This is a genomic window from Arenimonas metalli CF5-1, assembly GCF_000747155.1.
GTDB lineage: Bacteria > Pseudomonadota > Gammaproteobacteria > Xanthomonadales > Xanthomonadaceae > Arenimonas > Arenimonas metalli.
The window spans coordinates 15,427-33,036 of record NZ_AVCK01000003.1; the positions used below are offsets into that span (position 1 = coordinate 15,427).

14 protein-coding genes are annotated in these 17,610 nt (G+C 72.5%); 9 read left to right on the forward strand and 5 right to left on the reverse strand.

Features of this window, described 5'->3' with window-relative positions; translation table 11 throughout:
- Window positions 1-43: 43 nt before the first annotated feature.
- From N787_RS00780 to N787_RS00795, 4 genes are all read right to left on the reverse strand, one after another.
- Entirely contained in the window at window positions 44-1,171 is a 1,128-nt protein-coding gene (locus N787_RS00780; protein WP_034210050.1) for a GGDEF domain-containing protein, read from the reverse strand.
- A gap of 7 nt (window positions 1,172-1,178) precedes the next feature.
- Complete coding sequence (locus tag N787_RS15095; RefSeq protein ID WP_034210051.1) at window positions 1,179-1,631, reverse strand: hypothetical protein; 453 nt, start codon at window positions 1,629-1,631, stop codon at window positions 1,179-1,181.
- A 127-nt stretch (window positions 1,632-1,758) separates the two neighbouring features.
- A complete protein-coding gene (locus N787_RS00790; protein ID WP_034210052.1) occupies window positions 1,759-2,541 on the reverse strand; it encodes a YiiX/YebB-like N1pC/P60 family cysteine hydrolase in 783 nt (260 codons plus the stop codon).
- A gap of 61 nt (window positions 2,542-2,602) precedes the next feature.
- Window positions 2,603-3,430, reverse strand: a complete 828-nt coding sequence (locus tag N787_RS00795; RefSeq protein ID WP_034210053.1) for a DUF3014 domain-containing protein — start codon at window positions 3,428-3,430, stop codon at window positions 2,603-2,605.
- 106 nt (window positions 3,431-3,536) lie between these two features.
- Here N787_RS00795 and N787_RS00800 point away from each other — a divergent pair, with 106 nt between their 5' ends.
- The 9 genes from N787_RS00800 to N787_RS14845 all read left to right on the forward strand — a co-directional run bounded on the left by N787_RS00800 (window position 3,537) and on the right by N787_RS14845 (window position 15,867).
- On the forward strand, window positions 3,537-4,883 hold the full coding sequence (locus N787_RS00800; protein ID WP_052574997.1) for a hypothetical protein: 1,347 nt from the start codon (window positions 3,537-3,539) through the stop codon (window positions 4,881-4,883).
- 115 nt (window positions 4,884-4,998) lie between these two features.
- Window positions 4,999-6,627, forward strand: coding sequence for a TldD/PmbA family protein (locus tag N787_RS00805; RefSeq protein ID WP_034210054.1), 1,629 nt, complete (start codon window positions 4,999-5,001; stop codon window positions 6,625-6,627).
- Between the two features lie 19 nt (window positions 6,628-6,646).
- Window positions 6,647-7,981: a TldD/PmbA family protein gene (locus tag N787_RS00810; RefSeq protein WP_034210055.1), complete on the forward strand. Its 1,335-nt coding sequence runs from the start codon at window positions 6,647-6,649 to the stop codon at window positions 7,979-7,981.
- 111 nt (window positions 7,982-8,092) lie between these two features.
- Window positions 8,093-8,797: a DUF4159 domain-containing protein gene (locus N787_RS00815; protein WP_034210057.1), complete on the forward strand. Its 705-nt coding sequence runs from the start codon at window positions 8,093-8,095 to the stop codon at window positions 8,795-8,797.
- 111 nt (window positions 8,798-8,908) lie between these two features.
- Window positions 8,909-9,904 (forward strand): AAA family ATPase, encoded by a 996-nt coding sequence (locus N787_RS00820; protein WP_034210059.1) that lies wholly within the window; start codon window positions 8,909-8,911, stop codon window positions 9,902-9,904.
- Window positions 9,905-9,912: 8 nt separating this feature from the next.
- A complete protein-coding gene (locus N787_RS00825) occupies window positions 9,913-10,809 on the forward strand; it encodes a DUF58 domain-containing protein (protein WP_034210060.1) in 897 nt (298 codons plus the stop codon).
- Window positions 10,806-11,960, forward strand: coding sequence for a BatA domain-containing protein (locus N787_RS00830; RefSeq protein ID WP_034210062.1), 1,155 nt, complete (start codon window positions 10,806-10,808; stop codon window positions 11,958-11,960). The genes N787_RS00825 and N787_RS00830 overlap by 4 nt, the downstream gene beginning before the upstream one ends.
- Window positions 11,957-14,077: a hypothetical protein gene (locus tag N787_RS00835; protein ID WP_034210064.1), complete on the forward strand. Its 2,121-nt coding sequence runs from the start codon at window positions 11,957-11,959 to the stop codon at window positions 14,075-14,077. Before N787_RS00830 ends, N787_RS00835 begins: the two co-directional genes overlap by 4 nt.
- Window positions 14,074-15,867, forward strand: coding sequence for a hypothetical protein (locus N787_RS14845; RefSeq protein ID WP_052574998.1), 1,794 nt, complete (start codon window positions 14,074-14,076; stop codon window positions 15,865-15,867). Before N787_RS00835 ends, N787_RS14845 begins: the two co-directional genes overlap by 4 nt.
- Here the strand turns inward: N787_RS14845 and N787_RS00845 are convergent.
- Complete coding sequence (locus N787_RS00845) at window positions 15,864-17,480, reverse strand: HD family phosphohydrolase (protein ID WP_034210065.1); 1,617 nt, start codon at window positions 17,478-17,480, stop codon at window positions 15,864-15,866. The genes N787_RS14845 and N787_RS00845 overlap by 4 nt on opposite strands.
- Window positions 17,481-17,610: the final 130 nt, after the last annotated feature.

The following is a 17,610-nucleotide window of genomic DNA, read 5'->3' on the forward strand; positions in this document are numbered from 1 at the left end:
GTCTCCGCCGTGGGAACGCCGCGATTCTAGCCGGTGCCGCGGCTCAGGCGCTTTCGTCGGCGAGCGCGTGCACGCGGTTGCGGCCCTGGTCCTTGGCCGAGTACAGCGCGAGGTCGACCGCGCGGTACAGGCCGTCCGCATCCCCGTGCCGGGCCGGCTCGAAGCGGCCGACGCCGATGCTCACCGTCACCGGCAGCCGTGCGCCGGGGCCGCAGTCCAGCGGATGCTGCGCCAGATCGTTGCGCAGCGACTCGGCCAGCGCGCGGCCGTCGGCATGCGTCCCTTCGATCAACACCCCGAACTCCTCGCCGCCCAGCCGGGCCAGCAGGCAGGCCGGCGGCGGGAAGGCCCGGTGCAGGCGGTCGGCCAGCGCCTGCAGGCAGGCGTCGCCGACCGCGTGGCCATGGCGGTCGTTGACGCGCTTGAAGTGGTCGATGTCCAGGATCAGCAGCGTGAACCCGGCGCCGCCGCGCAGCGCGCGCTCGGCCGCATGGGCCAGGCAGGCGGTGAAATGCCGGCGGTTGGCGAGGCCGGTCAGCGAATCGGTGCGGCTGAGGTGTTCGTAGAGGTCGCGCTGTTCGCGCAGCGCCTCGTCCAGCCGCAGCCGGCGCCGGTACTCGGCGTGGCTGCGCACCACGGCGCCGGCGAGGTAGAGCGCGTAGAACGACATCGCCACCGCCAGCGCGCGCGCGTCGGGCAGGCTCCAGAGCACCACCAGCATCGGCACGAACAGCACGCACACGCCCACCGCCGCGAGGTGCCGCACGGTCGAGTAGACGTTGGCGAACACGGTGGCGTAGCCGATGGTGGCGATCAGCGACACCATCTGGGTGTCTTCGCCAAAGTGCGGATCCAGCAGCACCCAGGCCTGCACGCCGGCCCACAGCACCGACGCCAGCGGCAGCACGAGGGCGTAGCGCAGCAGCCAGCGGCGCGCGTCGTCTTCGTTGCCGGTGTCGGGCGGGCGCATCGCCACGCGCAGCGCGGCCAGCACGAGGAAACCCGCGGCCACCACGAGCGCGGTGACCGGGGCGAAGTCGAGAACGTCGCCCAGCCAGCCGATCACGGCCCAGCCGAAGACGTAGAGGAAGCCGCCGACCTTCGAGAGCTGGTGGGTGTCGGCGACGACCTGCCGCAGCCGCCACCCGGCCAAGGGCTGCGGCGCGGCCATCAGGGGGTCATTCGCAGGCGCAGCGGGCGCGCGTCGCGCAACGGACGGCGCCGAAATCGCGGCCGGCGCGGCACACCGCCTGCTGGCCCGCATCGCAGCCCACCGAGCAACCGCTGCAGGTGGTGGTGGGCGGGGCCGAGCAGGAGGTCGGGCCCATGCCCGGGCCGGAGGACGCCAGCGGCGCCGGCGCAGTGGCGGCGACCATCGACAGGAAGCCGACATCGGGCTGGGCCTGGCAGGCCTGGCGGACCGAGGCCACGTGGGCGGCGGCGGTGTCCTCGCTGCCGCGGGCGCTGGCGAAACCCTCGATGTACGAGACGTACGGGGACGGGTCCGCGGCGCCGTTGAAGTCGGCGCACAGCGCGGCCTGCATGTCCGGGGCCGGCGCCGGTTCCTGCGCCAGGGCCGGCAGGCCCGCGAAGATCGTGGCCAGGGCGACCACGACCGCGAAACGCATCATTCCCATCATTTCCTTCACCCTTTTGGTTGATGGCGCCCGGGGGCGCCTGGACTGGCCGGAAGCACTGGAAACCACCGAAACGCACGACGCCAACACCGTAGCAAATTCCACCACCGGGCGCGCGAAATCAAGCGGCCGGCGGCCCGGCGACGGGCGGGCGGCGCAGGTCCAGGCTGCGGTAGTCGAAGCCGTGGGCGATGCGCGGCTTCACCACCTGGAAGAAGGGCGAGACGTCGAAATCGCGCGGGGCGTACAGGCTGTGGTGCCGGATGTGAAGGATCTCCCGCCGGGCGCGCCGGGCCCCGGCCGAATCGACGTCCACCAGCTCCACTTCCGGCAGGATCGGGTAGTGGATCGATTCGAAGGCCTGGGCCAGCAGGGTCGAGCAGATCGCCTTGGTCGGCTCGCCGCTGCCCAACGACAGCATCCGGCGCTTCATCGAACCCGGCACCGGCGGGGTGCGGATGAAATAGCGGGCCAGGTCGAGGATGTTCTTGAGGTCGTAGGTGATGCCCTTCCGGGACAGCATGAACTCGGCCAGCGCCGCCACCTCGGCCTCGCCCAGGCCGACCGGCCGGCAGATGCGGGTATGAAGACCCGAAAAGGCGCTCAGCGGGATCGTGCGTACGCCGTCCACTACGTCCACGTCCACCAGCACCCGCGGCTCCTCGCCCTCGGCCGGCGGGCCGAGGGTGTCGCCGATGTAGAGCGCGGCGTGCGACCAGGTCGACTGGGTGAGGTACTTGATGGCGCTGGCGAAGCGGCTGCTGCCCTCCACCAGCACCACGTCGCCCTTGCGGAGCGTCGCGGCGAGCAGGCCGGTCGGGCTGGTCGGTATGTGGCTGTTGCGCTCGCGCGGCCGGGCCAGGAAGGCCGCGAGGCGACGACCGAGGTATTGCAGGGGCGACATGCCGGCTCCGACCGGAGGATCCGGCGCCCAGCCTAGCGCAAGCGCCGGGCGCGCGGCCCGGTCAGGCGGCGGGACGCTGGCCCGCCAGCAGCGTGCGCAGTTCGCGCAGCTTGGCCTTCACCCGCGCGGCCTGCTCCGGGCCAAGCCGGATCATGGCCTTGTGACCCACCGACGCGGCCTCGAGGGTCGGGTCGGCGAAGGCCCAGCGCGGCTTGTCCGGCACCGGCACCAGGGCCAGCGGCCCGGGCGGCGTCGGCGCGGCGAGCAGGTGGTCGATCACCTCGACCAGCCGGTCGTTGAACTGCCGGTCCGGCACGCCCAGGTCGCGATAGGCCTGCTGCAGCAGCGGATAGAAGCGGACGTAGGCGGAAACCAGCTGGCGCGAATCCACGGCTTCGAACAGCGCCACCGCGGCGCGGTAGCGGGCTTCGTTGGCCGGGTCGAGCCAGGTGCCGCCGTCGCGCGTGGCGACGCCCAGCGTGCCGGCGACGGGCCGGGCCGCGTAGACGTTCTGGGTGACGGTGCTTCGCGGCAGCGCGTCGATGGTCGCGACCAGGCGCGGCAGCAGGAACTGCAGGCGCAGGAAGGGGCCCAGGTCGGCGCCGCCGGCCGCGGCGGCAAGCGCGGCCATGGCCTCCGCGTCGCTCTGGTCCAGCGGCGGCAGCGGCGTGGCCGGGGCGTCGGGCAGCACCGGCACGGCATCGATCGGGTAAGCGTCGGGCACCGCGGTGGGCGCAGGGTCGAGCACGGGCGCGACGGCGGCGGCCGGGGCGGTGGCGGTGGCCGGCGCAGGCGCGGCGTCACGCGGGTAGTACTTCCAGGCGACCAGGCCGGTGGCGGCCACGAAGGCGGCGGCCAGCCAGGGGCCGTAGTGGAAACGCTGGGACATGCCGGGACTCCGCGCGGTTCAGACCGGCCTGAGAGTGGCCGCCCCGGCCTGAAGTTCCCCGGAACGGAGGCGTATGCTGGCGCCCTCGTCGCCGGGAATGTCCGCCATGGCCTGCTGCCGTCGCCTGTTCGCCGCGTTGGTCCTGCTGCTCGCCGCCGCGGCGCAGGCCGAGCCGCCGCCGCGTTTCCCGCCGGGCGCGGTCTGGCACCAGGACATCCGCGACGCCCCGCTGCACCCGGATTCGGCGGCGATGGTGGCGACCTGGGTCGGGCTCGGCGGCTTCGGCTACGGCCGCATGCAGATCGACTTCAGTTTCCACGTGGTGCGCGCCGGCGACGACGCGCCGCTGCGCACGATCCTCGCCTACCCCTCGGCGGGCAGCTACTACTCGCCCGACTGCGAGGCGCCCGGCACCGCGATGCCGGTGCCAGCGGACGCCGCGATCGAGGGCCAGGCCGGCCTGGCCTGCGACAACGCCAACGGCGACTGCCATTTGCTGGTCGTCCAGGGCTCGCGCCTGTACGAGGCTTACCGCGCCAACGCCAGCGGCACCGGCGGGCTGCAGGCGCAGTGCCTGGCGGTGTGGCGGCTCGACCGCACCTACCCGGCCAGCAACCGCGGCGAACACTGCACCAGCGCCGACGCCGCCGGTTTCCCGATCGCGCCGCTGCTGTTCAACGCCGACGAAGTCCACGCCGCGATGCAGCAGGCCGACGGCGACCTCGGCCATGCGATCCGCTTCATCCTGCCCAACGCACGCATGGCGACCACGCTGGTCGGCGGCGTGCGCCGCCCGGTGTACGTGCGGCCGGCCAGCCACGCCGGCGGGCCGAGCGGGCCGGAGGGCACGATTCCCTACGGCGCGAGGCTGCGGCTGCGCGCCGATTTCCCGGTCGGGCTGTATCCGCCGGCGGCGCAGGTGATCCTGCGGACGATGCAGCGCTACGGCATCGTGCTCTCGGACGGCGGCAACATCGCGCTGACCGCCGAGAGCGACCGTTACACCGAACACACCTGGGCGTCGCTGGGCATCACCTCGCGCGTGTTCGACCAGGCGGTGCCGGCGGCGCCGGTGCGGGCGCAGGACTTCGCGGTGCTCGACACCGGGCCGCGCATCGTCGAGACCTACGACTGCGTGCGCAATCCCGAGCTGGTCGATCCCTACGGCCTGGTCGCGCGCACCCTGCGCGTCGGGTCCGGCCGGCGCGAACTCACGTCATTGGCCTGGCAGGGCGGCGCCGAACGCGTGGACATCCACGCCGGCACCGAACTGGTGGCCATGGTCGACAACACCGGCGCCTTCACCGCCAAGCCGCGTCCGCGGGGCACGCCGTGGCGCGTCTGCAGCGCCGGCACCAGCGCCTGCAGCGAAGCGGCGGCACCGATGTCCGACCGCTATCTTCACGCGCCCAAGGCGCCCCGGAAAACCTTGCCCGGCCGCAACCAGGACTAGGCCATTGGTCACTTGACCGCCCCGGAGCGCATTCGCCACAGTCGGAAGGCAATTCCACTCGCAGCCGCCCCGGTCACGCCGGCACGCGGCCCGGTCCCTTCGCTGGAGTGACACGATGCACAGACGCGACTTCCTGACCATCTCGGGCGTCGGCCTTGCCGGCCTGATGCTTCCCTACAGCCGCTCCATCGCCGCCCAGGAGCTGGTGTCCGGCCTCGACGTCGCGCTCAAGAAGGCGATCGCCGACGCCGCGCTCAATGCCGCCACCGCCGCCGGCGCCAGCTACTGCGACGTGCGCGTGGGCCGCTACCTGCAGCAGTTCGTGATCACCCGCGAGGACAAGGTCCAGAACGTGGTGAACACCGAATCCACCGGCGTCGGCATCCGCGTCATCGCCAACGGCGCCTGGGGCTTCGCCGCCACCCGCGACCTCGGCGTCGCCGCGGTCGCCGACGCCGCCCGCCAGGCCACCGCCATCGCCAAGGCCAATTCGCGCTTCCAGACTGCGCCGGTGCAGCTGGCCAAGGTCACCGGCGTCGGCGAGGTCAGCTGGAAGGCCCCGGTGAAGAAGAACGCCATGGCCGTGCCGCTCAAGGACAAGGTCGACCTGCTGCTGAGCGTGAACGCCGCCGCGATCAAGGCCGGCGCCGACTTCGTCAACTCCACGCTGTTCCTGGTGAACGAACAGAAGTACTTCGCCTCCACCGACGGCAGCTACATCGACCAGGACGTGCACCGCATCTGGGCGCCGTTCACCGTCACCGCCATCGACAAGGCCAGCGGCAAGTTCCGCACCCGCGACGGCCTGTCGGCGCCGATGGGCATGGGCTATGAATACCTCGACGGCGACGCCTCGCAGAAGTACGTCTCGCCCAACGGCGTGGTGAACTACGGCAAGTCCTACGACATGGTCGAGGACGCCGTCGCCGCCGCCAAGCAGGCGCGCGAGAAGCTTACCGCCCCGTCGGTGAAGCCGGGCAAGTACGACCTCGTGCTCGACCCCTCGCACCTGTGGCTGACCATCCACGAGAACGTCGGCCACCCGCTCGAGCTCGACCGCGTGCTGGGCTACGAGGCCAACTACGCCGGCACCAGCTTCGCCACGCTCGACAAGCGCGAGCAGGGCTTCCGCTACGGCAACGAGCGCGTGAACCTGTTCGCCGACAAGATCCAGGAGGGCAGCCTGGGCGGCGTCGCCTACGACGACGAGGGCGTCAAGACCAAGCAGTGGGACCTGGTGAAGGACGGCATCCTGGTCAACTACCAGGCCATCCGCGACCAGGCCCACATCATCGGCGAGAAGGAATCGCACGGCTGCTGCTACGCCGACTCCTGGTCCAGCGTGCAGTTCCAGCGCATGGCCAACGTGTCGCTGGCGCCGGGCAAGGAAAAGCTCTCGGTCGCCGACATGATCAAGGACGTCGAGAAGGGCATCTACATCATCGGCGACGGCTCGTTCTCGATCGACCAGCAGCGCTACAACGCCCAGTTCGGCGGCCAGCTGTTCTACGAGATCAAGGACGGCGCCATCGCCGGCATGATCGAGGACGTGGCCTACCAGATCCGCACGCCGGAATTCTGGAACGCCTGCTCGGCCATCTGCGACGAGTCCGACTACCGCCTCGGCGGCAGCTTCTTCGACGGCAAGGGCCAGCCCGGCCAGGTCTCGGCGGTGTCGCATGGTTCCAGCACGGCCCGCTTCGACGGCATGAACGTCATCAACACCGCCCGCAACATCGGCTGACCGGCCAGGAGCCCAAGACATGAGCATCTTCACCGAAGAACAGGCCAAGGCCATCCTGGACAAGGTCATCAAGCTGTCGGTCGCCGACGACTGCACCGCGACCCTGACCGGTTCGATCAACGGCAACATCCGCTTCGCCCTGAACAACGTCTCCACCAGCGGCATCGTCAGCGACATCCAGCTGGCCGTGCAGTGCGCCTTCGGCAAGCGCGAGGGCATCGCCACCATCAACGAGTTCGACGACGCCGCGCTCGAGCGCGTGGTGCGCCGGGCCGAGGACCTGGCGCGCCTGGCCCCGGAGAACGAGGAGTACATGCCGGCGCTGGAGAAGCAGGTCTACCGGCCCAGCCCGACCTTCGACGCCGCCACCGCCGCCATCACGCCGGAGCTGCGCGCCCAGGTCGCCGCCGACTCGATCACGCCCTGCAAGGAGAACAAGCTCATCGCCGCCGGCTTCCTCAGCGATGGCCAGAGCTTCTTCGCCTTCGCCAACAACAAGGGCAACTTCGGCTACCAGAAGGCCACCAACCTCAACTACACCTGCACGGTGCGCACCGAAGACGGCCGCGGTTCCGGCTGGGTCTCGCGCAACCTCGGCGACGTCAGCCAGTTCAAGGCCAGCGACGACATCCAGGTCGCGATCCAGAAGGCGCGTGATTCGGCCGACGCCAAGGCGCTCGAGCCGGGCAAGTACACCGTGATCCTGGAGCCGGCCGCGGCCGCGGGCCTGATCAGCTTCATGATGTTCTTCTTCGACGCCCGCCAGGCCGACGAAGGCCGCAGCTTCCTGTCCAAGAAGGGCGGCGGCACCAAGCTTGGCGAGCAGGTCTACGACCCGCGCGTGAACCTGCGCGCCGACCCCTGGGACGCCGATGCGCCGGTGCTGCCCTGGGACGAGCTGGGCCTGCCGCGCGAAGCGATGGACATCATCAAGGACGGCAAGATCGCCAACCTGCAGTATTCGCGCTACTGGGCGCAGAAGCAGGGCAAGAAGGCCGTGGCGACCCCGGGCAACCTGCTGATGTCGGGCGGCGACAAGTCCACCGCCGAGCTGGTGAAGGGCACCCAGAAGGGCATCCTGGTCACCCGCACCTGGTACATCCGCATGGTGGACCCGCAGACGGTGCTGCTGACCGGCCTGACCCGCGACGGCACCTTCTACATCGAGAACGGCGAGATCAAGCACCCGGTGAAGAACTTCCGCTTCAACGAGTCGCCGGTGATCATGCTCAACAACATCGAGGAGCTCGGCAAGCCGGTGCGCCTGGGTGCGGACGAGTCGCCGTTCGTGATGATGATCCCGCCGATGAAGCTGCGGGACTTTACGTTCACGTCGCTGTCCGACGCGGTTTGAGTTGAACGAAAAGCTCCCTCTCCCCAGCCCTCTCCCCCAAGGGGAGAGGGAGCCTGAAGCCCCTCTCCCCTTGGGGGAGAAGGGTTGGGGAGAGGGGGACGCCCCGTCCCCATGAACCGCCGCCACTTCCTCGCCACCCTCGTCACCACCCTCGCCGCCCAGGCCCTGCTCCCGCGCAGTCTGATGGCGCAGTCCGGCGCCGACTACGACTTCTGGTTCACGCGACTGATGTACGACTCGGGCGACTGGGACGTCGACCAGCGCATGCCCGCCAACCTCATCACCTCGCTGATCGAGTACACCCCGCTGCGGGTGGACCCGAAGGAGCACGTGCTGGCGCTGTCGGACCCGCGCATGCTCACCGCGCCCTTCTGCTACCTGTCGGGGCACAAGCTGGTGGAGTTCAACCCGGACGAGCGCCGCAACTTCGAGCGCTACGTGCGCAGCGGCGGCTTCGTGTTCGTGGACGACTGCAACCACGACATCGACGGGCTGTTCGCCAAGTCCTTCGAGGACGAGATGGCGTCGATCTTCGGCCCGCAGGCGCTTCGGAAGCTGCCCCCGCGGCACCCGGTGTACTCCAGCTTCTTCACCTTCGACGGACCGCCCACCACCAGCTTCGAGCTCAACGGCTGGGGCGACGACATCGTGCACGACTACCTCAAGGGCATCAGCATCGATGGCCGGCTGGGCGTGCTCTACAGCAACAAGGATTACGGCTGCGAGTGGGACTATGACTGGCGGAACAAGCGCTGGCTGGCGGAAGACAACACGAAGTTTGCGGTGAACATCGTTATGTATGCGCTTACCAACTAGGAGGTAGTGATTAGGAGGTAGGAGATAGTGAGAGCGGGATCCTGCTCCGGCTTTAACTATCTCCTACCTCCTAATCACTAACTCCTCATTCCAAGGATCCACGGACTCCAGATGACCACGCCCTCCCCCGAAGCCGATCTCCAAAGCCAGCTGGCCCGCATCGCCCCGCTCCGCGCCGCCATCGCCCAGGCCATCGTCGGCCAGGAGGACGTCGTCGAGCAGCTGCTGATCGGCCTGCTCGCCGGCGGCCATTGCCTGCTCGAGGGCGTGCCGGGCCTGGGCAAGACGCTGCTGGTGCGCACGCTGGGCCAGGCGCTGGACCTGCAGTTCCGACGCGTGCAGTTCACGCCCGACCTGATGCCCAGCGACATCCTGGGCACCGAGATCCTCGAGGAGGACCACGGCACCGGCCACCGCCACTTCAAGTTCCAGCCCGGCCCGGTGTTCACCAACCTGCTGCTGGCCGACGAGCTCAACCGCACGCCGCCCAAGACCCAGGCCGCGCTGCTCGAGGCGATGCAGGAGAAGACCGTCAGCTACGCGGGCGTCACCCACGTGCTGCCGGCGCCGTTCTTCGTGCTGGCTACGCAGAACCCGCTCGAGCAGGCCGGCACCTATCCGCTGCCGGAAGCCCAGCTCGACCGCTTCCTGCTGCACGTGCGGGTGGACTACCCGAGCGAGGCCGAGGAGCGCGACATCATCGAGCAGACCACCGGCAGCAAGACCGCGAAGGTGCCGCAGGTGATGCACGGCGACGACGTGCTGGCGCTGCAGGCGCGCGTGCGCGAGGTGCACCTGGGCGCCGACCTGCTGGACTGGATCACGCGCCTGGTGCGCGCCAGCCGGCCGCTGCCGGGTGCCTCGGCCGACGTGATGAACTGGGTGAAGTGGGGCGCGGGCCCGCGCGCCGGGCAGTCGCTGGTGCTGGCCGCGAAGGCGCGGGCGCTGCTGCACGGCCGCTTCGCCGCCACCCGCGAGGACGTCGTCGCGCTGGCCGCACCCGTGCTGCGCCACCGGCTGCTGCTGTCCTTCGCCGCCGAGGCCGAACAGAAGTCGGCGGACGACGTCGTCGCCTCGCTGCTGCGCAGCGTGCCGCTGGGCGGCTGAGCCACGGCGTGGCCGGCCCCGATTTCATTCCCGCCGCGGTGCGCGCGCGGCTCAAGGACCTGCGCCTCGCGGGGCGCCGGGCCGTGGGCGGGCATGGCTTCGGGCAGCACCCCAGCCGCAGCCGCGGCGCCGGGCTGGAGTTCGCGCAGTACCGCGCCTACGAGCCCGGCGACGAGCTGCGGCAGATCGACTGGAAGCTGTACGCGCGCTCGGACAAGTTCTTCGTGCGCGAGGCCGAGCGCGACAGCCCGCTGACCGCGTGGGTGGTGGTCGACGCCAGCGCCTCGATGGGCCAGGGCGACGCCGCGCGCCCGGGCTGGACGCGGCTCGACGCCGCGCGCGCGCTGGCCGCCTGCGTGTTCGAGCTGGCGTTGCGGCAGGGCGATGCCTTCGGCCTCGCGATCATCGGCGGCGACGGACTGCGGCTGGTGCCGGCCGGCGCCGGGCCGCGGCAGCGCGACCGCTGCCTGATGGAGCTGCAGGCCGCGCGGGCCACTGGCGCGTGGCCGGACGCGATGAGGCTGCGGCCGCTGTGGGAGCGCGCGCTCGCCGGCCAGCTGGTGGTCGTGCTCAGCGATGACTTCGACGAAGCCGTGGTCGCGCTGTCGGAGAAGCTGGCGGCCGCGCGGCGCGAGGTCCTCAACGTGCAGCTGCTGACCGCCGAAGAGCGCGACTTCCCCTTCCGCGGCGGCCATCGCTTCCGCGACCCCGAGACCGGCGACGAAGTACTGAGCGACGGCGCCGCGGCGCGCGACGATTTCCTGCGCCGCTTCGCCGCCGCGCGCGCGGCCCTCGGCGCGAGGCTGGCCGGCGCGGGTGTGCGCCGGGTCGAGTACTTCCTGGACGAACCGCTGGACCAGCCGCTGCGCCGCCTGTTCGCGCCGCTCGCCTCGGAGCGCGCATGAGCCTCGGCCTCCTGGCACCGGTCGGACTCTGGGCGCTGGCGGCGCTGGCGCTGCCGCTGCTGGTGCACCTGGCCCGCCGCGATGAGCAGAAGCCCACCGCCTTCGCCGCCCTGCGCTGGCTGGCCGCGCGCCTGAAGCCGCGGCAGAAGCTGCGGTTCGAAGAGTGGCTGTTGCTGGCGCTGCGCCTGCTGCTGGTCGCCGGGCTGGCGCTGCTGCTGGCCCGGCCCGTGCTGCACGGCGCCGGCGTGCCGTGGCTGGTGGTGATGCCCGGCGCCGACACCGCGCAGATGCCCACGCTGCCGGATGACGCCGAACGGCGCTGGCTCGCCCCCGGGTTCCCGCCGCTCACCGACGCGCCGCCGTCGCCGCCGGTGGCCAGCGCCAGCCTGCTGCGCGAACTGGATGCCACGCTGCCCGCCGGCACCGCGATCACGGTGCTGGCCACCGAACGCTTCGACGGCGCCGACGGCGAACCCGTGCGCCTCTCGCGCCGCGTCGACTGGCGCGTGGTGGCAGGCGCGCCGGCGGAAGCCAAGCGCGCGGCCGATCCGCCGTTCAAGCTGGCCGTGCGCCACGCCGGCGACGACACGCCCGGCCTGCGCTACCTGGGCGCCGCCGCGCTCGCGTGGTCGCCGGACGCCGCGACCGCGCCCGACATCGCGCCGGACATCGCACCCGCCGACGCCGCGCTGGCGGACGACACGCGCCACCTGGCCTGGCTGGCACCCGGCCCGCTGCCGCCGGCTATCCGCACCTGGATCGAAGGCGGCGGACGCGCACTGATAAGCGCCGACGCCGAATGGCCGCTGCCGGAGGATGGCCAACCCGCGTGGCACGACGCCAGCGGCGAGCCGCGCGCCCGCCGCGCCGCGCTCGGCCAGGGCCTGGTGCTGCAGCTGGCGGTGCCGCTGTCGCCCGCGTCGCTGCCCGAATTGCTCGAGCCCGGATTCCCCGACACCGTGCGCAACCTACTGCAGGCGCCGCCGCCCGCCCCGCAGCGCGCGGTGGCCGCGGCCTACGCGCCGCGGCCCGGCGGCCCGGGCTTCCCCGAAACCCCGCGCGAACTGACGACGCCGCTGCTGTGGCTGCTGCTCGCGCTGTTCGCTCTCGAACGCTGGCTGGCCACCGGCCGGCGCGGGGTGCCGGCATGACGCCCGCCCTTCCGATCCAGCGCGCCCTCGCCGTCGCGCGCCGACGGCACGCCGCGATCGTCGCGGCGTTCGCCCTGCCGGTGCTGGGCTACGTGGCGGCATCGCTCGCGACTGACCGCTCGCCCGCTGCGCTGCTGCAGGCGGGCGTGGTGATCGCGATCACGGCCCTGGTGGCTTGGTTGAAGCGACCGGGTCGCGACCTGCGCGGCCTGGTCCGACGCCTCGACGCGCGCCCGGACCTCGAGGACAGCGCAGACCTGCTGTTCGCGGCGCCTGGGTCGCTGGGTCCGCTGCAGCAGCTCCAGCGCCAGCGCCTGCTCGACCGGCTGGCCTGCAGACCGGCCGACCTGCGCGCGGCCTGGCCGCTGCGCTCGCTGCTGGCGATCTGGATCGTCTTCGGCACGCTGACCGCAGCCACCATCTGGCTGTTCCCGCAGGGCATCACGATCACGCTGCCACAGCGCCCTTCGCCGACGCCGGCCCCGACGGCGGCGGCGGCCACCGACCTGGTGGTCGAGACCGCCCGGCTGCACGCCGAGCCGCCCGCCTACACCGGGCTCGCTGCGGGCACGCAGCCGGAGCTGTCGGGCAAGTTCGCGCAAGACTCGCGCCTGCGCTGGACACTGCGCTTCGCACCGCAGCCCGAGGCGGTCGAGCTCGTGTTCCACGACGGCCAGCGCCTGCCGCTCACCCGCGAGGGCGAGGACTGGACCGCCACCCGCACGCTGTCGAAGTCCACGCTCTACCGCATCGTCCCCGCCGGCCCGCTGCCGCTGCGCGACGACGCGCTGCACCGGCTCGATGCGATTCCCGACCAGCCGCCGCAGATCCGCGCGGTGGCGCCCGAGCGCAGCCTCACGCTGGCCACGCCGGGCCAGCGCCAGTGGGCGCTGGACTTCGAGGCCAGCGACGACCACGGCCTCGGCCCCGCGCGCCTCGAGATCACGCTGGCGCAAGGCAGCGGCGAACAGGTCACGGTGACGGAACAGACCCGCGTGCTGCGCGGCGAAGGCGACGCCCGCCTGCGCCGCTACGCCCACACGCTCGACCTCGCCCGCCTCGGCCTGGCCGAAGGCGACGACCTGATCGTGCGCCTGGTGGTGGCCGACAATCGCGCGCCGTCGCCGCAGCAAAGCCGCAGCGCCAGCTTCATCCTGCGCTGGCCGCTGCCGCCCAGCGCCGAATCGACCGGCATGGAGGGCCTGGTGAAGAAAGCGTTGCCGGCCTACTTCCGCAGCCAGCGCCAGATCATCATCGACGCCGAGGCGCTGCTGGCCGATCGCCCGCGGCTGACGGCGGACGAGTTCATGCTGCGCTCGAACAACCTCGGCGTGGACCAGCGCCTGCTGCGCCTGCGCTACGGCCAGTTCCTGGGCGAAGAGAGCGAAGGCGAGCCCGAACCGCCGCCCGGCTACGAGGACGGCGAACACGCGGAAGGCGACGGCCACGACCACGCGTCCGAGCCCCCGGCCGCGCCCACGCCGCCCGGCGGCGACAGCATGCTCGAACTCTACGGCCACACCCACGACGAAGCCGAGGCCGCGACCCTGCTCGACCCCGAGACCCGCGCCCTGCTCAAGCAGGCGCTCGACGCGATGTGGCTCTCCGAAGGCGGCCTGCGCCAGGGCGACCCCGCCGCGGCGCTGCCGCATGCGTACCGCGCGCTGGGCTTCATCAAGCAGGTGCAGCAGGCCTCGCGCATCTACCTGGCGCGCACGGGCCTGGAGCTGCCGCCGATCGACGAGGCGCGACGCATGACCGGCGACCGCAAGGGCATCGCGTCCCGCACCACCGGCCTGGCGCCGCGGGACGCCGGCGAGAACCCGGCGCTTCCGCTGTGGCAGGCGCTGGCGGGGCCCGACGGCGGCGAACCGGCGCTGGAGGCCTTCGCCGACTGGCTGCGCGCGAACGAAGCGCGCGTGGACGACCCGCTGTCGCTGGTGGCGGCGATCGATGCGCTGCGCCGCGATCCCGCCTGCACGGACTGCCGCGCCGCGCTGCGCGCCCGGCTGTGGCCGCTGCTGCCGCGCGACGCCGCGATGACCCCGGCCCGGCCGCGGCCCGGCGAACGCGGCCAGGCGTATCTCGACGCGCTGCGCACCGAGGCCTCGCCATGAACGAGCTCGCGCTGATGGCGTGGGCGCTGGCCGCGATCACCGCGGTGGCGATGCTGCGCGTCGCGATTTCCAGCCGCGGCGAACGCACGTGGCGCCGCGCGCTGCTGGGGGCCGGCCAAATCGCGCTGGCCGCGCTGCTTTGGTGCGTGCTGGTACCGCCTTCGCAGCCGGGCCGGTCGGGCGCGCTGGTGCTGCTCACCGAAGGCGCCGACACGGATGCGCTGGAATCCGCGCACGGGGACCGCGTGCTGTCGCTGCCGGGCGCGCCCGCGTTCGAAGGCGCCGAGCCCGTGCCCGACCTCGGCACCGCGCTGCGCCGCCATCCCGACGCGCGGCCCGTGCGCGTGCTCGGCCACGGCCTGGCCGCGCGCGACCGCGATGCCGCCCGCGGCCTCGGCTTCGGGTTCGTGCCGGCGCCGCTGCCGGAAACACTGGTCGCGCTGTCGCTGCCGGACACGATCGTGCGCGGACGCCGCTTCGAACTCGCGGGCCGGATCACCGGGCATGCCGGCGGCGAAGTCGAGCTGCTCGATCCCGCGGGCGAACGCATCGATCGCGCCGCGCTCGACGAGGCCGGCGGTTTCCGGCTCACCGGCGTGGCCGGACCGGCAGGCGCGGCCGACTACCGCCTGCAGTGGCGCCGCGAGGGCGACGATGACGACGCCGGCGGCATCGCGCTGCCACTGCGCGCGGCCGAGGGCGCTCCGCTGCGCGTGCTCGTGCTGGCGGGCGGCGCCAGCCCGGAGCTCAAGTACCTGCGCCGCTGGGCGCTCGATGGCGGCCTCGCGCTCGGCAGCCAGCTCCGGCTCGGCGCCGGCATCGTGCTGGGTGACGACCGCGCCGCGCTGACGGCCGCGCGCCTGGCCGAACTCGACCTGGTGGTGATCGACGAACGCGCCTGGCGCGCGCTCGGCGCCGGCGGCCAGGCCACGCTGCGCGACGCGGTGCGCGACGGGCTCGGCCTGATGCTGCGGCTCGGCGACGATCCCAACGCCGCCGAACGACGCGTGCTGGCCGACTGGGGTTTCACCGTGACGCCCGCGGACGTGCCGCGCGGCCTGCGCCTGCCCGGCACCGCGCAGGCCGACGCCGCGACGCCCGGCACCGACGATGCCGAAGCGCGCGCCACCGACGCCGCCCCGCTGCTGTCGCGCCGCCCGCTGCAGCTGGCCGCTGCCGACGGCGCGCCGCTGGCCACCGGCGACCAGGGCGAAGTCGTGGGGCTGTGGCGTCCCGAGGGCCGCGGCCGGATCGCGCTGTGGACGCTGTCCGACACCTTCCGCCTGGCGCTGGCGGGACGGCAGGCGGCTTACGGCAGCCTCTGGTCGCAGGCCTTCGGCACGCTCGCCCGCGCGCGCGGCGAGCCCGCGATGGCCGTACCGGCGCAGGCCTGGACGGAGGAGCGCAGCGCGCTCTGCGGCGTCACCGACGACACGCGCTTGACCGACCCCGCGGGCGAAACCATCGCGCTGGCGCCCGACCCCGCCACCGGCGCCGCGGCCTGCGCCGCGTTCTGGCCGACGCGTGCCGGCTGGCACCTGCGCCGCGACGGCGAGCGCGAGCAGGCCTTCCTGGTGCGCGCGCCGGCCGAGGCCCCGGGCCTGCATGCCGCGCAGCGCCAGCAGGAAACCGCGGCGCTGGCCGGCCGCGCCGCCGCCGGGGGAACCACGCCCGCACCGGTGCCCGGACCGCGCTGGCCGTGGGCGCTGGCGTGGCTGCTGCTGGCCGGCGGCCTGTGGTGGTTCGAGCGTTCGCGGCGCGGCCGCGCTCCGACGTACGCCGGCGGCTAGCCGCGCGCGTCCACCGAAAGCTCGGCCGCGAGCTCCGGCGACACGCCCGGGATGCGCGTCCAGTCGATGGCGTCCACCTGCTCCGGCGCCAGGAAGCGGCGCGCGTAGTCGAGGTACACGCGCTCGCGCAGGAAGACCTCGAACAGGTCCGGATCCACGTGGTGGTCGAGCTTCATCCGCCCCAGGATCGCCAGCGACTCCGACAGCGTCTTGCCGGGCTTGTACGGCCGGTCGCTGGCGGTCAGCGCCTCGAAGATGTCGGCGATGCCCATCACCCTCGCCTGCACGCTCATCTGCTCGCGCGTCAGGCCGCGCGGGTAGCCCTTGCCGTCCATCCGTTCGTGGTGGCCGCCGGCGTACTCGGGCACGTTGCGCAGGTGCGCCGGCCACGGCAGCGCCTCCAGCAGGCGGATGGTCATCACGATGTGGTGGTTGATGATCTCGCGCTCGGCGGCGGTGAGGGTGCCGCGGCGGATGGTGAGGTTCTCGACTTCGTCCTCGCTCAGGAAGGGCTGCTCGGCGCCATCGGGACCGCGCCAGCGGTGCCCGGCGATGCGCTGGATGGCCGCCACCCGCGCGTCGTCCATGAACTCGCCGCCGGTGTTGGCGGCGCGCACGATCTCGCGGTCGGCGTCGAGCTGGGCCAGCCGCTCGGTGTAGGTGGCCGTGTCGAGCTCGCCGTTGAGGTGGGCGATCTGGGCGTCGCGCTTGAGCACCTCGAAGCGCGTGTCGATCAGCGCGATGCGGTCGAACAGCGTCTGCAGCTTGGTGGCCTTGTCCACCACGTGCACCGGCGTGGTGATCTTGCCGCAGTCATGCAGCAGGCCGGCGATCTTGAGCTCGTAGCGGTCGGCCTCGCTCATGTCGAAGTCGGCCAGCGGCCCGGCCTTCGTGCGCGCCACGGCCTCGGCCAGCAGGTTGGTCAACACCGGCACGCGCTCGCAGTGGCCGCCGGTGTAGGGCGACTTCTCGTCGATGGCGGTGTTGACCAGGTTGATCAGCGCCTCGAACAGCGTCTCGAGCTGGTCGACCAGGATCCGGTTGTTGAGCGCGATCGCGGCCTGCGAGGCCAGCGATTCCACCAGCTGCTGCTCGGCCTGGCTGAAGGCATCCACCTCGCCGGTGGCGTTGCGCGAGTTGATCAGCTGCAGCACGCCGATCACCTTGCCGTCGTGGTCCTTCATCGGCACGGTGAGGAAGGACTTCGAGCGATAGCCGGTGCGGGCATCGAAGGCGCGGGTGCCGCTGAAGTCGTAGCCCTCGGCCGCGTAGGCGTCCGGGACGTTGACGGTGGTGCCGGTGAGCGCCGCGTGCACCGCCACCATGTCGTGGCGGCCCGCGCCGGTGGCGTCGTGCATGGCGATCGGCGGGAAATCGATCGGCGCGCCGTGGCGGCCGCCCATGAAGTAGCCGAGCGTGCCGTTGCGCAGCACTTCGAACACCAGGGTGTCGCCGCTGACGCGGTAGAGCGTGCCGCCGTCGGCGTGGGCGAACTCGCGCGCGGTCTCGAGGATGCGCTCGAGCAGGGTCGGCAGGTCGCGCTCGTGCGACAGCGCCACGCCGATGGCGTTGAGCGTCTCGAGGCGGCTGAGGATGTCGGCTTCGCGGGTCATGGCGGCGGCGGCGGTGGGCCCGCCGCCAACATGACGCCAAACGCGGGGGCGCGCAATCCGCGCCCGGCGACCCGCGCCCATGCCGCCGCGGCCGGAACGCCGGGCCGCCGTTGCAGGCGGTCGTCCCGCG